We start from the raw sequence: 13,713 nt of genomic DNA, 5'->3' as shown, positions 1-13,713 counted from the left end.
AGGTAAGAGTCTCTGGCGCGGAGCACACCTTACCCGCCTGGCGAGGCCACGACCAGGGGTTTTCCGGGCTCCACTAAGCTGGGGGCCATGGCTGACACGACGTACCGACTCATCCTGCTCCGCCACGGCGAGAGCGAGTGGAACCAGAAGAACCTGTTCACCGGTTGGGTCGACGTCGACCTCAACGAGAAGGGCGAGAAGGAGGCCGCGCGCGGTGGCGAGCTGCTCGCCGCCGAGGGCTTCCTCCCGGACGTGCTGCACACCTCGCTGCTGCGCCGTGCCATCCGCACCTCGCAGATCGCCCTGGACAAGGCCGACCGCCACTGGATCCCGGTCAGCCGCAGCTGGCGCCTGAACGAGCGGCACTACGGCGCGCTCCAGGGCAAGGACAAGGCCCAGACCCTGGCCGAGTTCGGCGAGGAGCAGTTCCAGCTCTGGCGCCGCTCGTACGACACCCCGCCGCCGGCGCTGGCCGACGACTCCGAGTACTCGCAGGCCGGCGACGCCCGCTACGCCGGGATCCCGAGCGAGCTGCGTCCGCGCACCGAGTGCCTGAAGGACGTCGTCGAGCGGATGCTGCCGTACTGGTACGACGCCATCGTCCCGGACCTCGCCGCGGGCCGGACCGTCCTGGTGACCGCCCACGGCAACAGCCTGCGCGCGCTGGTCAAGCACCTCGACGGCATCTCCGACGCGGACATCGCCGGCCTCAACATCCCGACCGGCATCCCGCTGGTCTACGAGCTGGACGCCGACTTCAAGCCGACCGTCCCGGGCGGTCGCTACCTCGACCCGGAGGCCGCCGCCGCCGCGATCGAGGCCGTGAAGAACCAGGGCAAGAAGTAGCCCGGACCGGCCGTCGAGGGCCCCGCTCCCCGTCTCGGGGGAGCGGGGCCCTTCGCGTTCAACTCGACCATGGTCCGGGGAAGTTCGCCCGGTCGCAGAAATGGTTCAGACCATTGACGGCCCGGGTGGCGGCTCCTACGGTGTGAGCACCGACCCGGCGCAGGCATGCCAGCCCCCCACGCGCGCGTGTCCGCGCCCGGCGCACTCTCCATCCACCCCCACGGAGGAGCACCATGCGCACACGTCATGTCGTCGGAGCCGTGACCGCCGCCCTCGCGGTGCCGGTCGCGGTCGCGCTGCCGGCGCAGTCGCACGGCTACATCACCACCCCACCCAGCCGGGCCGCGCTCTGCGGCGCGGGCACCGTCACCGACTGCGGAGCGATCCGGTGGGAGCCGCAGAGCGTCGAGGGGCCGAAGGGCTTCCCGGGCGCGGGGCCTGCCGACGGCACCATCTGCGCCGGGGGCAACAGCCGGTTCGCCGAACTGGACGACCCGCGCGGCGGCGCCTGGCCGACCACCGCGGTCTCCGCGGGCCAGCGGCTGACCTTCACCTGGCGGTTCACCGCCCGGCACGCGACCTCGGGCTTCCGGTACTACCTGACCAAGCCCGGCTACAGCGCGACGCAGAAGGTCACCCGGGCCAACCTGGAGCTGACGCCGTTCCTGAACGTCCCCTACAACGGCACCCAGGTGCCCAGCACGCTCAGCCACACCGCGACCCTGCCGTCCGGCCGGACCGGCCACCAGGTGGTCGTCGCGGTCTGGGACGTCGCGGACACCGGCAACGCCTTCTACTCCTGCGCCGACGTCACGTTCTGACGCCCGGCCCGTCCGGCGCGACCACCGCCCGGCGGGTGCTCTCCCAACGGACCCCGTCGGCGGCCCGGCGGTGAGGAGACCGGGGTGCGCGGCCGTCTCCCACGGCAGCCGTGCACCCCGGAGCTCCGCGGTGGCGCCGGGGGAGGAGGTGGACGGACGGTCTCAGTGGCCGCAGCAGCCGCCGTCGACCCCGCCGCACTGGCAGGGCGCGCCGGACTGGCAGCCGCAGCCGCAGCCCGGTCCGCAGCCGCAGCCGGCCGCGAGGACGGGCAGCAGCTTCGGGGCGGGCGGTTCGATGGTCTCGGGAGCCGATGCCGGGCCGGTCGGGTTTGCCTTCATCGCGCTGACCCCTCCTTCGGACGGGCACACCTCGGTGCCCACGGCTTCGAGTGAAACCGCCGACCGGAGGGAGCGTCAACGGGCGCGCAGTGGTGGGGAGTCCGGCTGCTCGTGCTCCCCCACCACCCCGGCCCGGGGTTTACTCACCCCCGGGGACGACCGCCGTCCGGGGACGGCAGGCCGCGCGAGGTCACTCCACCTCGGCGGCGGCCTCGGTCGCCGCGACGAACTCCTCCACGTGCTCGCCGGTCACCAGGTACACCACGCGCTTGGCCACCGAGACCGCGTGGTCGGCGAACCGCTCGTAGTAGCGGCCGACCAGGGTGACGTCCACCGCGGTCTCGATGCCGTGGTGCCAGCGCTCGTCGATGAGGTGCGCGAACAGCTCGCGGTGCAGCGCGTCGATCGCGTCGTCGTCCTGCTCCAGCTCCAGCGCCTTGTCGACGTCCTTGGTGGCGATCACCAGGCCGGCCTTGGCGACCAGCCGCTGGGCGAGCTGGCCCAGCTCCAGGACCGTCGCGTGCAGGTCGACGGGGACGGCCGACTCGGGGTAGCGCAGCCGCGCCACCTTGGCGACGTGCTGGGCGAGGTCGCCGCAGCGCTCCAGGTCGGCGCTCATCCGCAGCGAGGTGACGACGATGCGCAGGTCGGTGGCGACCGGCTGCTGACGGGCGAGCAGGTCGATCGCCCGGTTCTCCAGCTCGTGGTGCAGCTCGTTGATCTTCTCGTCGGCGGCGATCACGCTCTCCGCCAGCGCCAGGTCCGCGTCGAGGAGCGCGGTGGTGGCCCGCCCGAGGGCCGAACCGACCAGCCGGGCCATCTCGACCAGGCTGTCGCCGATCGAGTCGAGTTCCTCGTGGTACGCGTCGCGCATGCTCTCTCCTCAGTAGCTGTGTCGGTGGCGGTGCCGACCGGTCACCCGGTACGACGTTCCGAACGCCGTACGGATGACCGCTGCTGGTGGCGCGCATCGTACGCGCACACCCGGGGCGGCGGGCGGCCGTCCGGCCGTGCCGTCCCTCCCACACGGGCTCCGGCGCCCACTCTGGGCCGTCCGGGCGACCACGCACGACCCGTTCGGTGAACCGGCAGCTACCTGAAGGTGAATTCTCGGCAACGCGTGGCCGATCCCTTGATCGGGCCCTTGGGGAGCGCCCGCACCGTGCGCTTAGGCTGGCGGTATGGACGTGAACGTGGCCGCCGCCGCTGCCTGCGCCATAGCCGGGCTCGGCGTCGGCCTCACGGCCTCGATCGCCTTCCGTTGGAGCGAGCGCGAGCAGGCGAGGGGCAGGTACGGCGGAACCAATCGGAACCAGGGTCGCCACCAGGGCCTGGCCCCGGCGCAGGAACCCCCGCTGCCGCCGGGGGTCGACACCGTCCTCTCCGTGCTGCGCTCCTGCGCGATCGTGCTCGGCGAGGGCGACGACGTGGTCAAGGCCAGCTCGGCGGCCTACGCGATGGGCCTGGTGCGCGGTGGCGCGGTCGCCGTCGACCAGCTGCTCGCGCTGGCCCGCTCCACCCGCCGGGACGGCGAGATCCGCCAGCTCGAACTGGAGCTGCCCCGCCCGGGTGCGGCGCGCGCCGCCGAACCGCTCGCGGTCTCGGCCCGGGTCGCCCCGCTGGGCTCCCGGCTGGTCCTGGTGCTGGTCGAGGACCAGACCGAGCGCCGCCGGGTGGAGGCCGTCCGCCGCGACTTCGTCGCCAACGTCAGCCACGAGCTCAAGACCCCGGTCGGCGCGCTCTCACTGCTCTCCGAGGCGGTCGCGGACGCGGCCGACGACCCGGAGGCGGTGCAGCGCTTCGCCGGCCGGATGCAGATCGAGGCGACCAGGCTGGCCAGCCTGGTCCAGGAGATCATCGACCTCTCCCGGGTCCAGGACGACCGGCTGATGGTCGACCCGGAGCCGGTCGCGGTGGACGAGCTGATCGCCGAGGCGATCGACCGCTGCCGCCAGCAGGCCGCCGCCAAGCAGATCCTCATCGCGGCCGGCGGCATCGCCGGCCTCTACCTGCACGGCAACCGCGGCCAGCTCGCCGCCGCGCTCGGGAACCTCGTCGAGAACGCCGTCAACTACAGCCCGCCGCGGACCAGGGTCGCGATCGCCACCCGCCGGATCTCCAGCGCCGCCGCGCTGGGCGAGGCCGACGGCGAGCTCATCGAGATCTCGGTGACCGACCAGGGCATCGGCATCTCCGAGAAGGACCGCGAGCGGGTCTTCGAACGGTTCTACCGCGTCGACCCCGCCCGCTCCCGGCAGACCGGCGGCACCGGCCTCGGCCTCTCCATCGTCAAGCACGTGGCCGCTTCGCACGGCGGCACCGTGTCGGTGTGGAGCGTCGAGGGCCAGGGCTCCACCTTCACCCTCCGCCTGCCCGCCGGGCAGGCACCCGTGGACCGCCCCCGCGCGGGGGAGTCCGCGCAATTCCTGTCAGAAACAACCCCCCAGCTTGCCCCGGAGGCCTGATCGTGACCCGAGTACTGGTGGTCGAGGACGAGGAGTCGTTCAGCGACGCCCTCTCGTACATGCTCCGCAAGGAGGGCTTCGAGGTGGCCATCGCCGCCACCGGCCCCGACGCCCTGGAGCAGTTCGAACGCAACGGCGCCGACCTCGTCCTGCTCGACCTGATGCTTCCGGGGCTGCCCGGTACCGAGGTCTGCCGCCAGCTGCGGGTCCGCTCCAACGTGCCGGTGATCATGGTCACCGCCAAGGACAGCGAGATCGACAAGGTGGTCGGTCTGGAGATAGGCGCGGACGACTACGTCACCAAGCCCTACTCCACCCGTGAGCTGGTCGCCCGGATCCGCGCGGTGCTGCGCCGCCGCGGCGAGAACGAGGGCCCCGGCGACGGCGGCGGCCCGGGCGCCCTGGAGGCGGGCCCGGTCCGGATGGACGTCGACCGGCACGTGGTGACCGTGGACGGCGCCAAGGTCGACCTGCCGCTCAAGGAGTTCGACCTGCTGGAGATGCTGCTGCGCAACGCCGGCCGGGTGCTCACCCGGATGCAGCTGATCGACCGGGTCTGGGGCGCGGACTACGTCGGCGACACCAAGACGCTGGACGTCCACGTCAAGCGTCTGCGGGCGAAGATCGAGCCGGACCCGGGCGCGCCGCGCTACCTGGTCACGGTGCGCGGCCTCGGCTACAAGTTCGAGCCGTAGACCGGGCCCGCGGGCCCGGCGACACGAAACGCCCCTCCGGCCGGTGCCGGAGGGGCGTTCGCGCTGCCGGGGTGCGGCGGAGCCGGGCCTCAGTGGGCGGCCGGGACCGCCGGGACCGAGGCGGTGCCGGTGGAGCCCGGGGTGGTGGCGCCCGGGGTGGTGGCGGTGCCGGGGGCGGCCGGGGTGGTGGCGCCGGCGGCCGGGGTGGCGGCCTTGCTCGGCACGGCGGCCGGGGCCGTCGGACCGTAGCCCTTGTACAGGTCCTTGTTCGGGCTGACCTGGGCCTCGGTGTCGAGCTTGTCGTGGTTCTTGAACGTGAAGGAGGTCGCCACGTAGCCGCCCACGCTCACGGTGGTGGAGGCGACCCTGGCGGTCGGGTTGCCCGGCCCGCCGAGCAGCAGCGCGCCGCCGGCCGGGATGGAGATGCTGGTCAGCGGGGCGCCCTTGTCGTCCGCGAAGGTGGCGGGGGCGCCACCGGCGACGGTGACGGACTGCAGCTCGAGTACCTCGGTCCCGCTGTTGCTGATGTTCACCGTCACATTGGCGGGGCCGGTGTGCTCGCCGGAGGACTCGTCCCCGGTGACCACGACGATGTTGTTCAGACGGACATCGGTGCCCAGGGTGGCCGACGCGTTGTCGGGCTTGATCTGCAGGGTGGCCGGGGTGTTCCCGGCGGCGCAGGAGGACAACGAGGCGATGGCCAGGGCGGCGAGGGCGGCGATGCCGCCGCGTCGAAGGCTGCGGCTCACGGCGGCGGCTTCTCCTAAGTCACGTGTCGGAAGGTCAGGTCTCAGATTATCGACCTCGCTTATGCCGTCCTCACGGGGTGGGCCCTTCGTGTCGCGCACCCGGTGCGGACGGGCGTCCGGACGGCGGCACGTCCGCGTGTTCAGGTCAAGTGCCGACCAAGATCGGATCACGATCCGGAAACGGCCCGATAAACGGTGAAAGCTCAAGATCAAATCATGGTTTCGGGAGTGTTGCCAGAGGTTTCAGCGGGCGGCGGAACCGCCTCCGACCTGCGGGAAGCCCTCCTCGAACACTGGTCGCAGCACGTCATGGGGGTCCTTGTCAAGCCCCGAGACCGGCCCTGACCTGCGAAAACGCCCTTCGGGTGCGCCGAAAAGCGTGTTATTCTGGAAAGCCACGGAAGGGGTCCTGTCACATGACGTTCAAGGTTGGCGACACGGTGGTCTACCCCCATCACGGGGCCGCGCTGATCGAGGCCATCGAAATTCGCCAGATCAAAGGTGTGGACAAGACCTACCTGGTGCTGAAGGTGCAGCAGGGAGACCTGACGCTCCGCGTGCCCGCCGAGAACGCGGAGTTCGTCGGCGTTCGCGACGTGGTCGGCCAGGAGGGTCTGGACCGGGTCTTCGAGGTGCTGCGCGCACCGTACACCGAAGAGCCGACCAACTGGTCCCGTCGCTACAAGGCGAACCTGGAGAAGCTCGCCTCGGGTGACGTCATCAAGGTCGCCGAGGTCGTGCGCGACCTCTGGCGTCGCGAGCGCGAGCGCGGCCTCTCCGCCGGGGAGAAGCGCATGCTCGCCAAGGCGCGCCAGATCCTCGTCAGCGAGCTCGCGCTGGCGGAGAACACCAACGAGGACAAGGCGGAGACGCTGCTCGACGAGGTGCTCGCCTCGTAGCGGCCGTCCGCTCCACAACGCTCACAGCGCCCGATGCCGGCGCGCCGCCCACCGGACCGACGGTCCGCGGGTGGTGCAGTGGCACTTCGGGCGCTGAGGCGTGTCCGGACGACGCCCCCGCACCCGAGCGGCCTGGTCGGCCTCGGGTCTGCATGACCGTTTCTGCTGCTGTAGCGGGCGGAAGACGGTGGTGCTTCGGAAGGGGTCCGCGCCCGTCGTGCACGCCATGGCCATACCCACTTCGCCGAAGGAGTGAAACCTGAACGCCACAGCAGCAGTCGCAGCAGCAGTGGTGCCCGCCGCCGGCCGCGGCGAGCGCCTGGGGCCGGGTGCCCCCAAGGCCCTGCGTGAACTGGGCGGCGTGCCGCTCCTGGTGCACGCCGTCCGGGCACTGACCCGCAGCCGGGCGGTCGGCCTGGTCGTGGTCGCCGCTCCCGCCGACGGGGTGGCCGAGGTCGTCGCCCTGCTCGACAGCCACGGACTGGAGGGCAAGGACATCCGGGTGGTGGCCGGCGGGGCGACCCGCCAGGAGTCGGTCCGGCTCGGCCTGGCCGCCATCCCCGCCGAGGTCGGCATCGTGCTGGTGCACGACGCGGCCCGCCCGCTGGTCCCGGTCGAGGTGGTGGACGCGGTGGCGTCCGCCGTCCGGGCCGGGGCCGAGGCGGTGGTGCCGGCGGTGCCGCTGGCCGACACCGTCAAGCGGGTGGAGCCGGTGTCCGGCGGGCCCGAGCCGGTGCTCGACACGCCCGACCGGTCCACCCTGCGCGCGGTGCAGACCCCGCAGGGCTTCCGCCGGGACACGCTGGCCGAGGTGCACGCCAAGGCGCTGGCCGAGGAGGCCGCGGCCGCCGCCGGCGGTCTGCCGCCGGTCACCGACGACGCGGGCCTGGTCGAGCGGTTCGGCGGCCGGGTGGTCGTCGTGCCCGGCCACGAGGAGGCCTTCAAGGTGACCCGTCCGCTGGACCTCGTCCTCGCCGAGGCCGTCCTCGCCCGCCGGAGGGCCGCCGATGCCTACTGATCCGCAGACCCCCGTCCTCCCCCGGGTCGGTGTCGGCACCGATGTGCACGCCTTCGAGCCCGGCCGCCCGCTGTGGGTGGCCGGGCTGGAGTGGCCGGGCGCCGGGGACGGCCTGGCCGGGCACTCGGACGCCGACGTGGCCGCGCACGCGGCCTGCGACGCGCTGTTCTCGGCCGCCGGGATCGGCGACCTGGGCGCGCACTTCGGCACCGACCGGCCGGAGTGGGCCGGCGCCTCCGGGGTGACGCTGCTCGCCGAGGCGGCCCGGCTGGTCCGGGCGGCGGGCTTCGAGATCGGCAACGTCGCGATCCAGGTGATCGGGGTCCGGCCGAAGATCGGCAAGCGCCGGGCGGAGGCGCAGGCCGCGCTCGGCGCCGCCGTCGGCGCCCCGGTCTCGGTCTCCGGCACCACCACCGACGGGCTCGGCCTCACCGGGCGCGCGGAGGGGCTCGCGGCGATCGCCACCGCGCTGGTGTACGAACGGCGTTGAGGCCGGCAACGGCCGTCCGCGGTAGCCGTCAGCGGTGGCCGTCCGCGGCGGCCGGGGAGCGGCCGGGGAACAATCCCGGGCTGACGGGTGTTCACCGGGGGTCCGGCGGGCGCGAGTCGATAGTGTTCGGGCTCGGGCCCGTGCGGGGCTTCCCCCTCGGGCCGTACCCGCTGCCGACGAGATGAGGTATCCGATGAGCGCCCAACTCTCCGATCAGGCCAAGGCCCTGCTCGACGCGAAGAGCTTCGCCGTGGTCACCACGATCCAGCCCGACGGCAGCCCCCAGTCCTCCGTGGTCTGGGTGAAGCGCGACGGCGAGGACATCCTGTTCTCCACCGTTGAGGGGCGCCGCAAGCACCTCAACCTGGTGAAGGACCCGCGGGTCTCGCTGCTGGTCAACCCGCCGGAGAACCCGTACACCTACCTGGAGGTGCGCGGCGAGGTCACGCTGACCCGCGAGGGCGGCCGGGAGCTGATCGACGAGCTGGCCCGGAAGTACCAGGGCCAGGAGACCTACGGCTACGACGGTCCGGACGACGTGCGCGTGATCGTCCGGGTCGCCCCGCGGAAGGTGGTCGGCTCGATCTGAGCCACCGGGGCGGCGGGGGCGGCCCCGGGGTGTCACCCGACGGAAAAGGCTCTGTCGGGGGTCTTGACATTCCGGAATGTCGCGGGGCACCCCCTGCCGCCCACTACGCTTGACGCTGTGAGCATTCGACTGTACGACACCAGCACCCGACAGGTACGCGACTTCGTCCCGCTTGTACCGGGTTGTGTCTCGATCTACCTGTGCGGCGCTACCGTCCAGTCGGCGCCACACATCGGGCACATCCGGTCCTACCTCAACTTCGACGTCATGCAGCGGTGGTTCGCCTACCGCGGCTACCAGGTGACCTTCGCCCGGAACGTCACCGACATCGACGACAAGATCATCGCCAAGGAGCGCGAGCTCGGCACGCCGTGGTGGCAGATCGCCTACGAGAACGAGCGCGCCTTCAACGACGGCTACAACGCCCTCGGCTGCCTGCCGCCGACCGTCGAGCCGCGCGCGACCGGGCACATCCCCGAGATGGTCGAGATGATGCGCGGGCTCATCGAGCGGGGCCACGCCTACGAGGCCGACGGCAACGTCTACTTCGACGTGAAGTCGTACCCCGACTACCTCGCGCTCTCCAACCAGAAGCTGGAGAACCTGCTGCAGCCCTCCGGCGAGGGCGAGACCGGCAAGCGCGACCCGCGCGACTTCGCCATGTGGAAGTCGGCCAAGCCGGGCGAGCCGAGCTGGGACACCCCGTGGGGCCGCGGCCGTCCGGGCTGGCACCTGGAGTGCTCGGCGATGGCGCACAAGTACCTGGGCACGGCCTTCGACGTCCACGGCGGCGGGCTCGACCTGATCTTCCCGCACCACGAGAACGAGATCGCCCAGTCCAAGGCCTACGGCGACGACTTCGCCAACTTCTGGGTGCACAACGCCTGGGTCACCATGGCCGGCGAGAAGATGAGCAAGTCGCTCGGCAACTCGGTGCTGGTCTCCGAGATGGTCCGGCGCTGGCGGCCGATCGTGCTCCGCTACTACCTGGCCGCCCCGCACTACCGCTCGATGATCGAGTACAGCGAGGAGTCGCTGCGCGAGGCCGAGGCGGGATTCGGCCGGATCGAGGGCTTCGTCCAGCGCGCCGTGGAGCGCTGCGGGCCGGTCGACGCGGCGCCCGAGGTGCCGCCGGCCTTCGCCGAGGCGATGGACGACGACCTGGGCGTGCCGCAGGCGCTCGCGATCGTGCACACCGCCGTCCGCCAGGGCAACAGCGCCCTCACCGCGGACGACAAGGAGAGCGCGGTGGCGCGCTTGGCCGAGGTCCGTGCGATGCTCGGAGTACTGGGTCTGGACCCGCTCGACCCGCAGTGGGCCGGGGCGGAGCGCGGCGAGGACCTGCACGGTGTGGTCGACTCGCTGGTCCGCCTCGTCCTGGACCAGCGCCAGGCGGCGCGGGCCCGCAAGGACTTCGCGACCGCGGACGCCATCCGCGACCAGCTCGGCCTGGCCGGGCTGGCGATCGAGGACACCCCGTCCGGCCCGCGCTGGACGATCAACAGCCAGTAGCCCCCCGGTGACCGAGGGGTGAGGTGGGCCGTACCGGACCGGTGCGGCCCTCCCGCATGACGGAGCGCATGCCGTCGGGCGCCACCGGCACGGGCCGGGGCGGCCGGCCATGCCGGACAGACAGACAGGAAGTACAGCCATGGCCGGCAACAGCCAGCGCAGGAACCGCCGCAACCCCGGGTCGAAGAAGGGCGCGAGTGTCGGTACCGGCGGCCACAGCCGGAAGGCGCTCCAGGGCAAGGGCCCGACCCCGCCCGGGGAGGAGCGCAAGGGCCACCCGAAGCAGCGGGCCGCCAACGCCGCGGTCAAGCGCGAGCGGGACGCCAAGGCCCGGGCCGGCATGCGCCGGGCCGGGGGCGGCGGCCGGGGCGGCCGCGGCGGCGCGGGCAGTGCCGAGCTGGTCTTCGGCCGCAACTCGGTGGTCGAGGCCCTGCAGGGCGACGTGCCGGCCAACGCGCTGTACGTCCAGCAGTTCATCGACACCGACGACCGGGTCCGCGACGCCTTCCAGGCCGCCAACGACCGCGGCATCCCGCTGATGGAGGCCCCGCGCCCGCAGCTGGACCAGATGACCGGCGGGATGAACCACCAGGGCCTGGTGCTGCAGGTCCCGCCGTACGAGTACGCGCACCCCGAGGACCTGCTGGAGGAGGCCGCCGACTCCGGCCGGGACGCGCTGATCGTGGCGCTGGACGGTGTCACCGACTCCCGCAACCTGGGCGCCGTGGTCCGTTCCGCCGCCGCCTTCGGCGCGCACGGCGTGGTGATCCCGGAGCGCCGGGCGGCCGGCATGACCGCCGGTGCCTGGAAGACCTCCTCGGGCGCGGCGGCCCGGCTGCCCGTCGCCCGGGCCACCAACCTGACCCGGGCCCTGGAGGCGTACCAGAAGGCCGGTCTGATGGTGGTCGGCCTGGCGGCCGACGGCGAGGCGGAGATCGGCGACCTGGACGCGCTGACCGGGCCGGTGGTGATCGTCGCGGGCAGCGAGGGCAAGGGCCTGTCCCGGCTGGTCTCGGAGACCTGCGACCTGCTGGTGCGGATCCCGATGTCCGGTCTCACCGAGTCGCTGAACGCGGGCGTCGCGGCCGGCGTCGTGCTGTACGAGGCGGCCCGGCTGCGCGGCAAGGTCGGCTGACGCCCGGCGGCGCGGTACGGTCCCGGGCACCGCGGGGCGGCCGGGGCACCGCGTGAGGCCCGGGCACCGCGTCGAGGCCTGAGCACAGCGCGGGTGTCCGGCGCAACGGGTTCTCCGGAACAGCCCTCCGCCCGCCCGCAAGTCAGGGGAAAGCGATCGGATCCGCCCGGGTCCGATCGCTTTTCTCATGATCGCTTCAAGGAAGCTCCCGACATCCACTCGGGAGAGTGTCCTAACCGGGTGTCACCCGGTTAGACGGGCGTGGACACCAGAACACCTCGGCGCCCGCTCCTGGGCGGTGGCAGCACCGGGATGGACGACTCGGGCCCCGGCCTCAACACCGTCAAGGTGCCGTCGGACCCGGCGCGCCTCAGCAGCACCCAGGCGAGCTTCCGGCTCAAGCTCGGCGCCCCGGTGGCGCCGTTGATCGACGCCCCGGCCGCACTGCTCTCCACCGGCGCCGCGTTCGGCGACCCGTACGGCACCCGGGGGCTGATCCGCCGCCCGCTGGTCACCCCGCAGGTCGTCGTCCCCGCCGTCGACGTGCCCGTGCTGGTCGGCGGCCTCGCCGGGGCGCCGCCGCGCCGCAAGGGCCGGGTCACCCCGGTCACCTGGACCGGCGAGGCGCGCCCGGACGACGTCGCGGCCACCCGGCTGCTGGAGGCCGTCCGGCTGGGCGCGGTCCCGGCCGGGGTCGGCGGGCGCGGCGGACGGTCCGGCGGCTCCCTGGCGGACGCGGACACCCAGCTGCTTCCGCCGTACGGCGCCCGGGCGGTGCCGCGCCAGTCGCGCGAGGGCGACGGCACCGCCACCGAGGCCGGCATCGGCCCGGTCGGCGCGCCGCAGGGCTGGACGCCCACCGGCGAGCTGCCCGAGGTCTCGGCCGCCGGCGCCGAGGGCAGGCAGCCCTGGTACCCCGGCCGCCGGGTCGACCTCGGCCTGGTGCTGCTGCCGCTGCGCGCGGTGCTCGGCTCGCTCTCCGTCTACGCCGGGTTCAGCAAGCTCTGCGACCCGGTGTACTTCGACGGCGGCGAGCGCGGCTCGATGATGCGCTGGCTCTCCTCGCTGCACCCCTGGAAGGTCGCCGAGCCGCTGCTGGCCTTCGCCATGGCGCACCCGGTCGGCGCCGGCCTGGTGGTGTCGTTCACCGAGATCGTGGTCGGCGTGCTGACCGTGCTCGGCCTCTGGCAGCGGCTCGCGGCCGGCGCAGCGATGACGCTCTCCGCCGCGCTGCTGTTCACCGTGAGCTGGCGGGCCGTCCCGGTGTACGACACGCCCGACCTGATCTTCCTGGCGGCGTGGAGCCCGTTGCTGATCGCCGGGGCACCGTTCGCCTCGCTGGACGGGCGGCTCGGCCTGGAGGCCTGGCGGCGCTGCGGCGCGGGCTCCCCGGCGGCGCTGCGCCGCCGGGTGCTGCGGCGCGGCGCGGTGGTCACCTCGGTGGTCATCGGCCTGACCCTGCTGCTCGGCTCGATGCTGGGCGCGGCGGTCCGCACCGGCGCCCGGCCGCAGCACCCGGCGCCGTCCCGGCCGGCCACCGACTACGGCACGCCGGTCTGGCCGAGCGGCGGGCCGTCCGCCACCCCCGGCGGCAAGGCCCCGGCCGCCTCGGCGACCTCGCCGGCGCCGTCCCGGTCGGCCGCGCCGAGCGCCGCGGCCACCACCGCCGCGCCGTCCGGCACCCCGACGCCGACCCCGACCCCGTCGAAGCCGAGCACGGCCACGCCGAGCGGCAAGGCGAAGTCCTCGGCGAAGCCGGAGACCGGCGCGCCCTCGGGGTCGGCGGCCGCCGCGTCGCCGGCCGGCTCGGCGCCCGCGCAGCGCGGCACCCCGGCCCCGGCGACCGGCACCGGTTCGGCGCCGAAGCCCGCGCCGAGTGCCGGGGCCGGCGCCCCGAGCGGCGCCGGCGGCTCCGGTTCGGGGCTGCTGGGCGGAGTACTGGGCAGCGCGCCGCTGGCGCAGCTGTCCGGCGGCGGCGCCGCCGGGTCCTCCGCCCGTCCGGGGGCGCCGACGGCGACCTGAGACGGGCCGGGCGAACGGCCCGGTGACGGCGGGGGGCCCGGGGGGGGGGGGGGGGGGCCCCCCCCCCGCCCCCGCGGCCCCCCCCCCCCACCCCCGGGCCCCCCGCGCCCCCCCGCCGCCGCACATGCGCCCC

Annotated in this window: 14 protein-coding genes; 11 read left to right on the top strand and 3 right to left on the bottom strand. The window is 73.7% G+C overall.

Annotated elements, in window-relative coordinates:
- Nucleotides 1-87 precede the first annotated feature (87 nt).
- Nucleotides 88-846, top strand: a complete 759-nt coding sequence (locus tag ACFC0B_RS37875) for a phosphoglyceromutase (RefSeq protein ID WP_376097059.1) — start codon at nt 88-90, stop codon at nt 844-846.
- A 233-nt stretch (nt 847-1,079) separates the two neighbouring features.
- A complete protein-coding gene (locus tag ACFC0B_RS37870; RefSeq protein WP_376097056.1) occupies nt 1,080-1,667 on the top strand; it encodes a lytic polysaccharide monooxygenase in 588 nt (195 codons plus the stop codon).
- A 162-nt stretch (nt 1,668-1,829) separates the two neighbouring features.
- Here the strand turns inward: ACFC0B_RS37870 and ACFC0B_RS37865 are convergent, their stop codons facing one another.
- Nucleotides 1,830-2,006, bottom strand: coding sequence for a hypothetical protein (locus ACFC0B_RS37865; protein WP_376097053.1), 177 nt, complete (start codon nt 2,004-2,006; stop codon nt 1,830-1,832).
- Nucleotides 2,007-2,196: 190 nt separating this feature from the next.
- Entirely contained in the window at nt 2,197-2,880 is a 684-nt protein-coding gene (gene phoU / locus ACFC0B_RS37860) for a phosphate signaling complex protein PhoU (RefSeq protein ID WP_376097050.1), read from the bottom strand.
- A gap of 307 nt (nt 2,881-3,187) precedes the next feature.
- On the opposite strand from phoU, the gene ACFC0B_RS37855 reads away from it, so the two are divergent.
- Together ACFC0B_RS37855 and ACFC0B_RS37850 are read left to right on the top strand one after the other, a co-directional pair.
- Entirely contained in the window at nt 3,188-4,471 is a 1,284-nt protein-coding gene (locus ACFC0B_RS37855; protein WP_376097047.1) for a sensor histidine kinase, read from the top strand.
- 2 nt (nt 4,472-4,473) lie between these two features.
- Nucleotides 4,474-5,166, top strand: coding sequence for a response regulator transcription factor (locus tag ACFC0B_RS37850; protein ID WP_030305055.1), 693 nt, complete (start codon nt 4,474-4,476; stop codon nt 5,164-5,166).
- Nucleotides 5,167-5,255: 89 nt separating this feature from the next.
- Here the strand turns inward: ACFC0B_RS37850 and ACFC0B_RS37845 are convergent, their stop codons facing one another.
- Entirely contained in the window at nt 5,256-5,915 is a 660-nt protein-coding gene (locus ACFC0B_RS37845) for a DUF461 domain-containing protein (RefSeq protein ID WP_376097044.1), read from the bottom strand.
- A 416-nt stretch (nt 5,916-6,331) separates the two neighbouring features.
- On the opposite strand from ACFC0B_RS37845, the gene ACFC0B_RS37840 reads away from it, so the two are divergent.
- The 7 genes from ACFC0B_RS37840 (at nt 6,332) to ACFC0B_RS37810 (ending at nt 13,580) form a co-directional block, all read left to right on the top strand.
- Nucleotides 6,332-6,814, top strand: coding sequence for a CarD family transcriptional regulator (locus tag ACFC0B_RS37840; protein WP_030244332.1), 483 nt, complete (start codon nt 6,332-6,334; stop codon nt 6,812-6,814).
- 259 nt (nt 6,815-7,073) lie between these two features.
- Nucleotides 7,074-7,832 carry a 2-C-methyl-D-erythritol 4-phosphate cytidylyltransferase gene (gene ispD, locus ACFC0B_RS37835; protein ID WP_376097197.1) on the top strand — a complete coding sequence of 253 codons (759 nt, stop codon included), beginning with the start codon at nt 7,074-7,076 and terminating at the stop codon, nt 7,830-7,832.
- A complete protein-coding gene (ispF, locus tag ACFC0B_RS37830; protein WP_376097041.1) occupies nt 7,822-8,322 on the top strand; it encodes a 2-C-methyl-D-erythritol 2,4-cyclodiphosphate synthase in 501 nt (166 codons plus the stop codon). Before ispD ends, ispF begins: the two co-directional genes overlap by 11 nt.
- A 193-nt stretch (nt 8,323-8,515) precedes the next feature.
- On the top strand, nt 8,516-8,911 hold the full coding sequence (locus ACFC0B_RS37825; RefSeq protein ID WP_376097038.1) for a PPOX class F420-dependent oxidoreductase: 396 nt from the start codon (nt 8,516-8,518) through the stop codon (nt 8,909-8,911).
- Nucleotides 8,912-9,028: 117 nt separating this feature from the next.
- Nucleotides 9,029-10,423 (top strand): cysteine--tRNA ligase, encoded by a 1,395-nt coding sequence (cysS, locus tag ACFC0B_RS37820; RefSeq protein ID WP_376097035.1) that lies wholly within the window; start codon nt 9,029-9,031, stop codon nt 10,421-10,423.
- Between the two features lie 139 nt (nt 10,424-10,562).
- Nucleotides 10,563-11,558: a 23S rRNA (guanosine(2251)-2'-O)-methyltransferase RlmB gene (gene rlmB, locus ACFC0B_RS37815; RefSeq protein ID WP_376097032.1), complete on the top strand. Its 996-nt coding sequence runs from the start codon at nt 10,563-10,565 to the stop codon at nt 11,556-11,558.
- 312 nt (nt 11,559-11,870) lie between these two features.
- Nucleotides 11,871-13,580: a DoxX family protein gene (locus ACFC0B_RS37810; RefSeq protein ID WP_376097029.1), complete on the top strand. Its 1,710-nt coding sequence runs from the start codon at nt 11,871-11,873 to the stop codon at nt 13,578-13,580.
- Nucleotides 13,581-13,713 lie beyond the last annotated feature (133 nt).

Source organism: Kitasatospora sp. NPDC056184 (assembly GCF_042268405.1).
In the GTDB taxonomy this organism is placed as follows: domain Bacteria; phylum Actinomycetota; class Actinomycetes; order Streptomycetales; family Streptomycetaceae; genus Kitasatospora.
The sequence above is the reverse complement of the archived record's forward strand: the minus strand, read 5'-3'. Positions and strand labels throughout refer to the sequence as shown.

What these genes read in the sequence shown, in the direction of transcription:
- ACFC0B_RS37875 (WP_376097059.1), top strand. Translation starts at nt 88, where the DNA reads ATGGCTGACACGACGTACCGACTCATCCTGCTCCGCCACGGCGAGAGC.
- ACFC0B_RS37870 (WP_376097056.1), top strand. Translation starts at nt 1,080, where the DNA reads ATGCGCACACGTCATGTCGTCGGAGCCGTGACCGCCGCCCTCGCGGTG.
- ACFC0B_RS37865 (WP_376097053.1), bottom strand. Translation starts at nt 2,006, where the DNA reads ATGAAGGCAAACCCGACCGGCCCGGCATCGGCTCCCGAGACCATCGAA.
- phoU (WP_376097050.1), bottom strand. Translation starts at nt 2,880, where the DNA reads ATGCGCGACGCGTACCACGAGGAACTCGACTCGATCGGCGACAGCCTG.
- ACFC0B_RS37855 (WP_376097047.1), top strand. Translation starts at nt 3,188, where the DNA reads ATGGACGTGAACGTGGCCGCCGCCGCTGCCTGCGCCATAGCCGGGCTC.
- ACFC0B_RS37840 (WP_030244332.1), top strand. Translation starts at nt 6,332, where the DNA reads ATGACGTTCAAGGTTGGCGACACGGTGGTCTACCCCCATCACGGGGCC.
- ispF (WP_376097041.1), top strand. Translation starts at nt 7,822, where the DNA reads ATGCCTACTGATCCGCAGACCCCCGTCCTCCCCCGGGTCGGTGTCGGC.
- ACFC0B_RS37825 (WP_376097038.1), top strand. Translation starts at nt 8,516, where the DNA reads ATGAGCGCCCAACTCTCCGATCAGGCCAAGGCCCTGCTCGACGCGAAG.
- rlmB (WP_376097032.1), top strand. Translation starts at nt 10,563, where the DNA reads ATGGCCGGCAACAGCCAGCGCAGGAACCGCCGCAACCCCGGGTCGAAG.
- ACFC0B_RS37810 (WP_376097029.1), top strand. Translation starts at nt 11,871, where the DNA reads ATGGACGACTCGGGCCCCGGCCTCAACACCGTCAAGGTGCCGTCGGAC.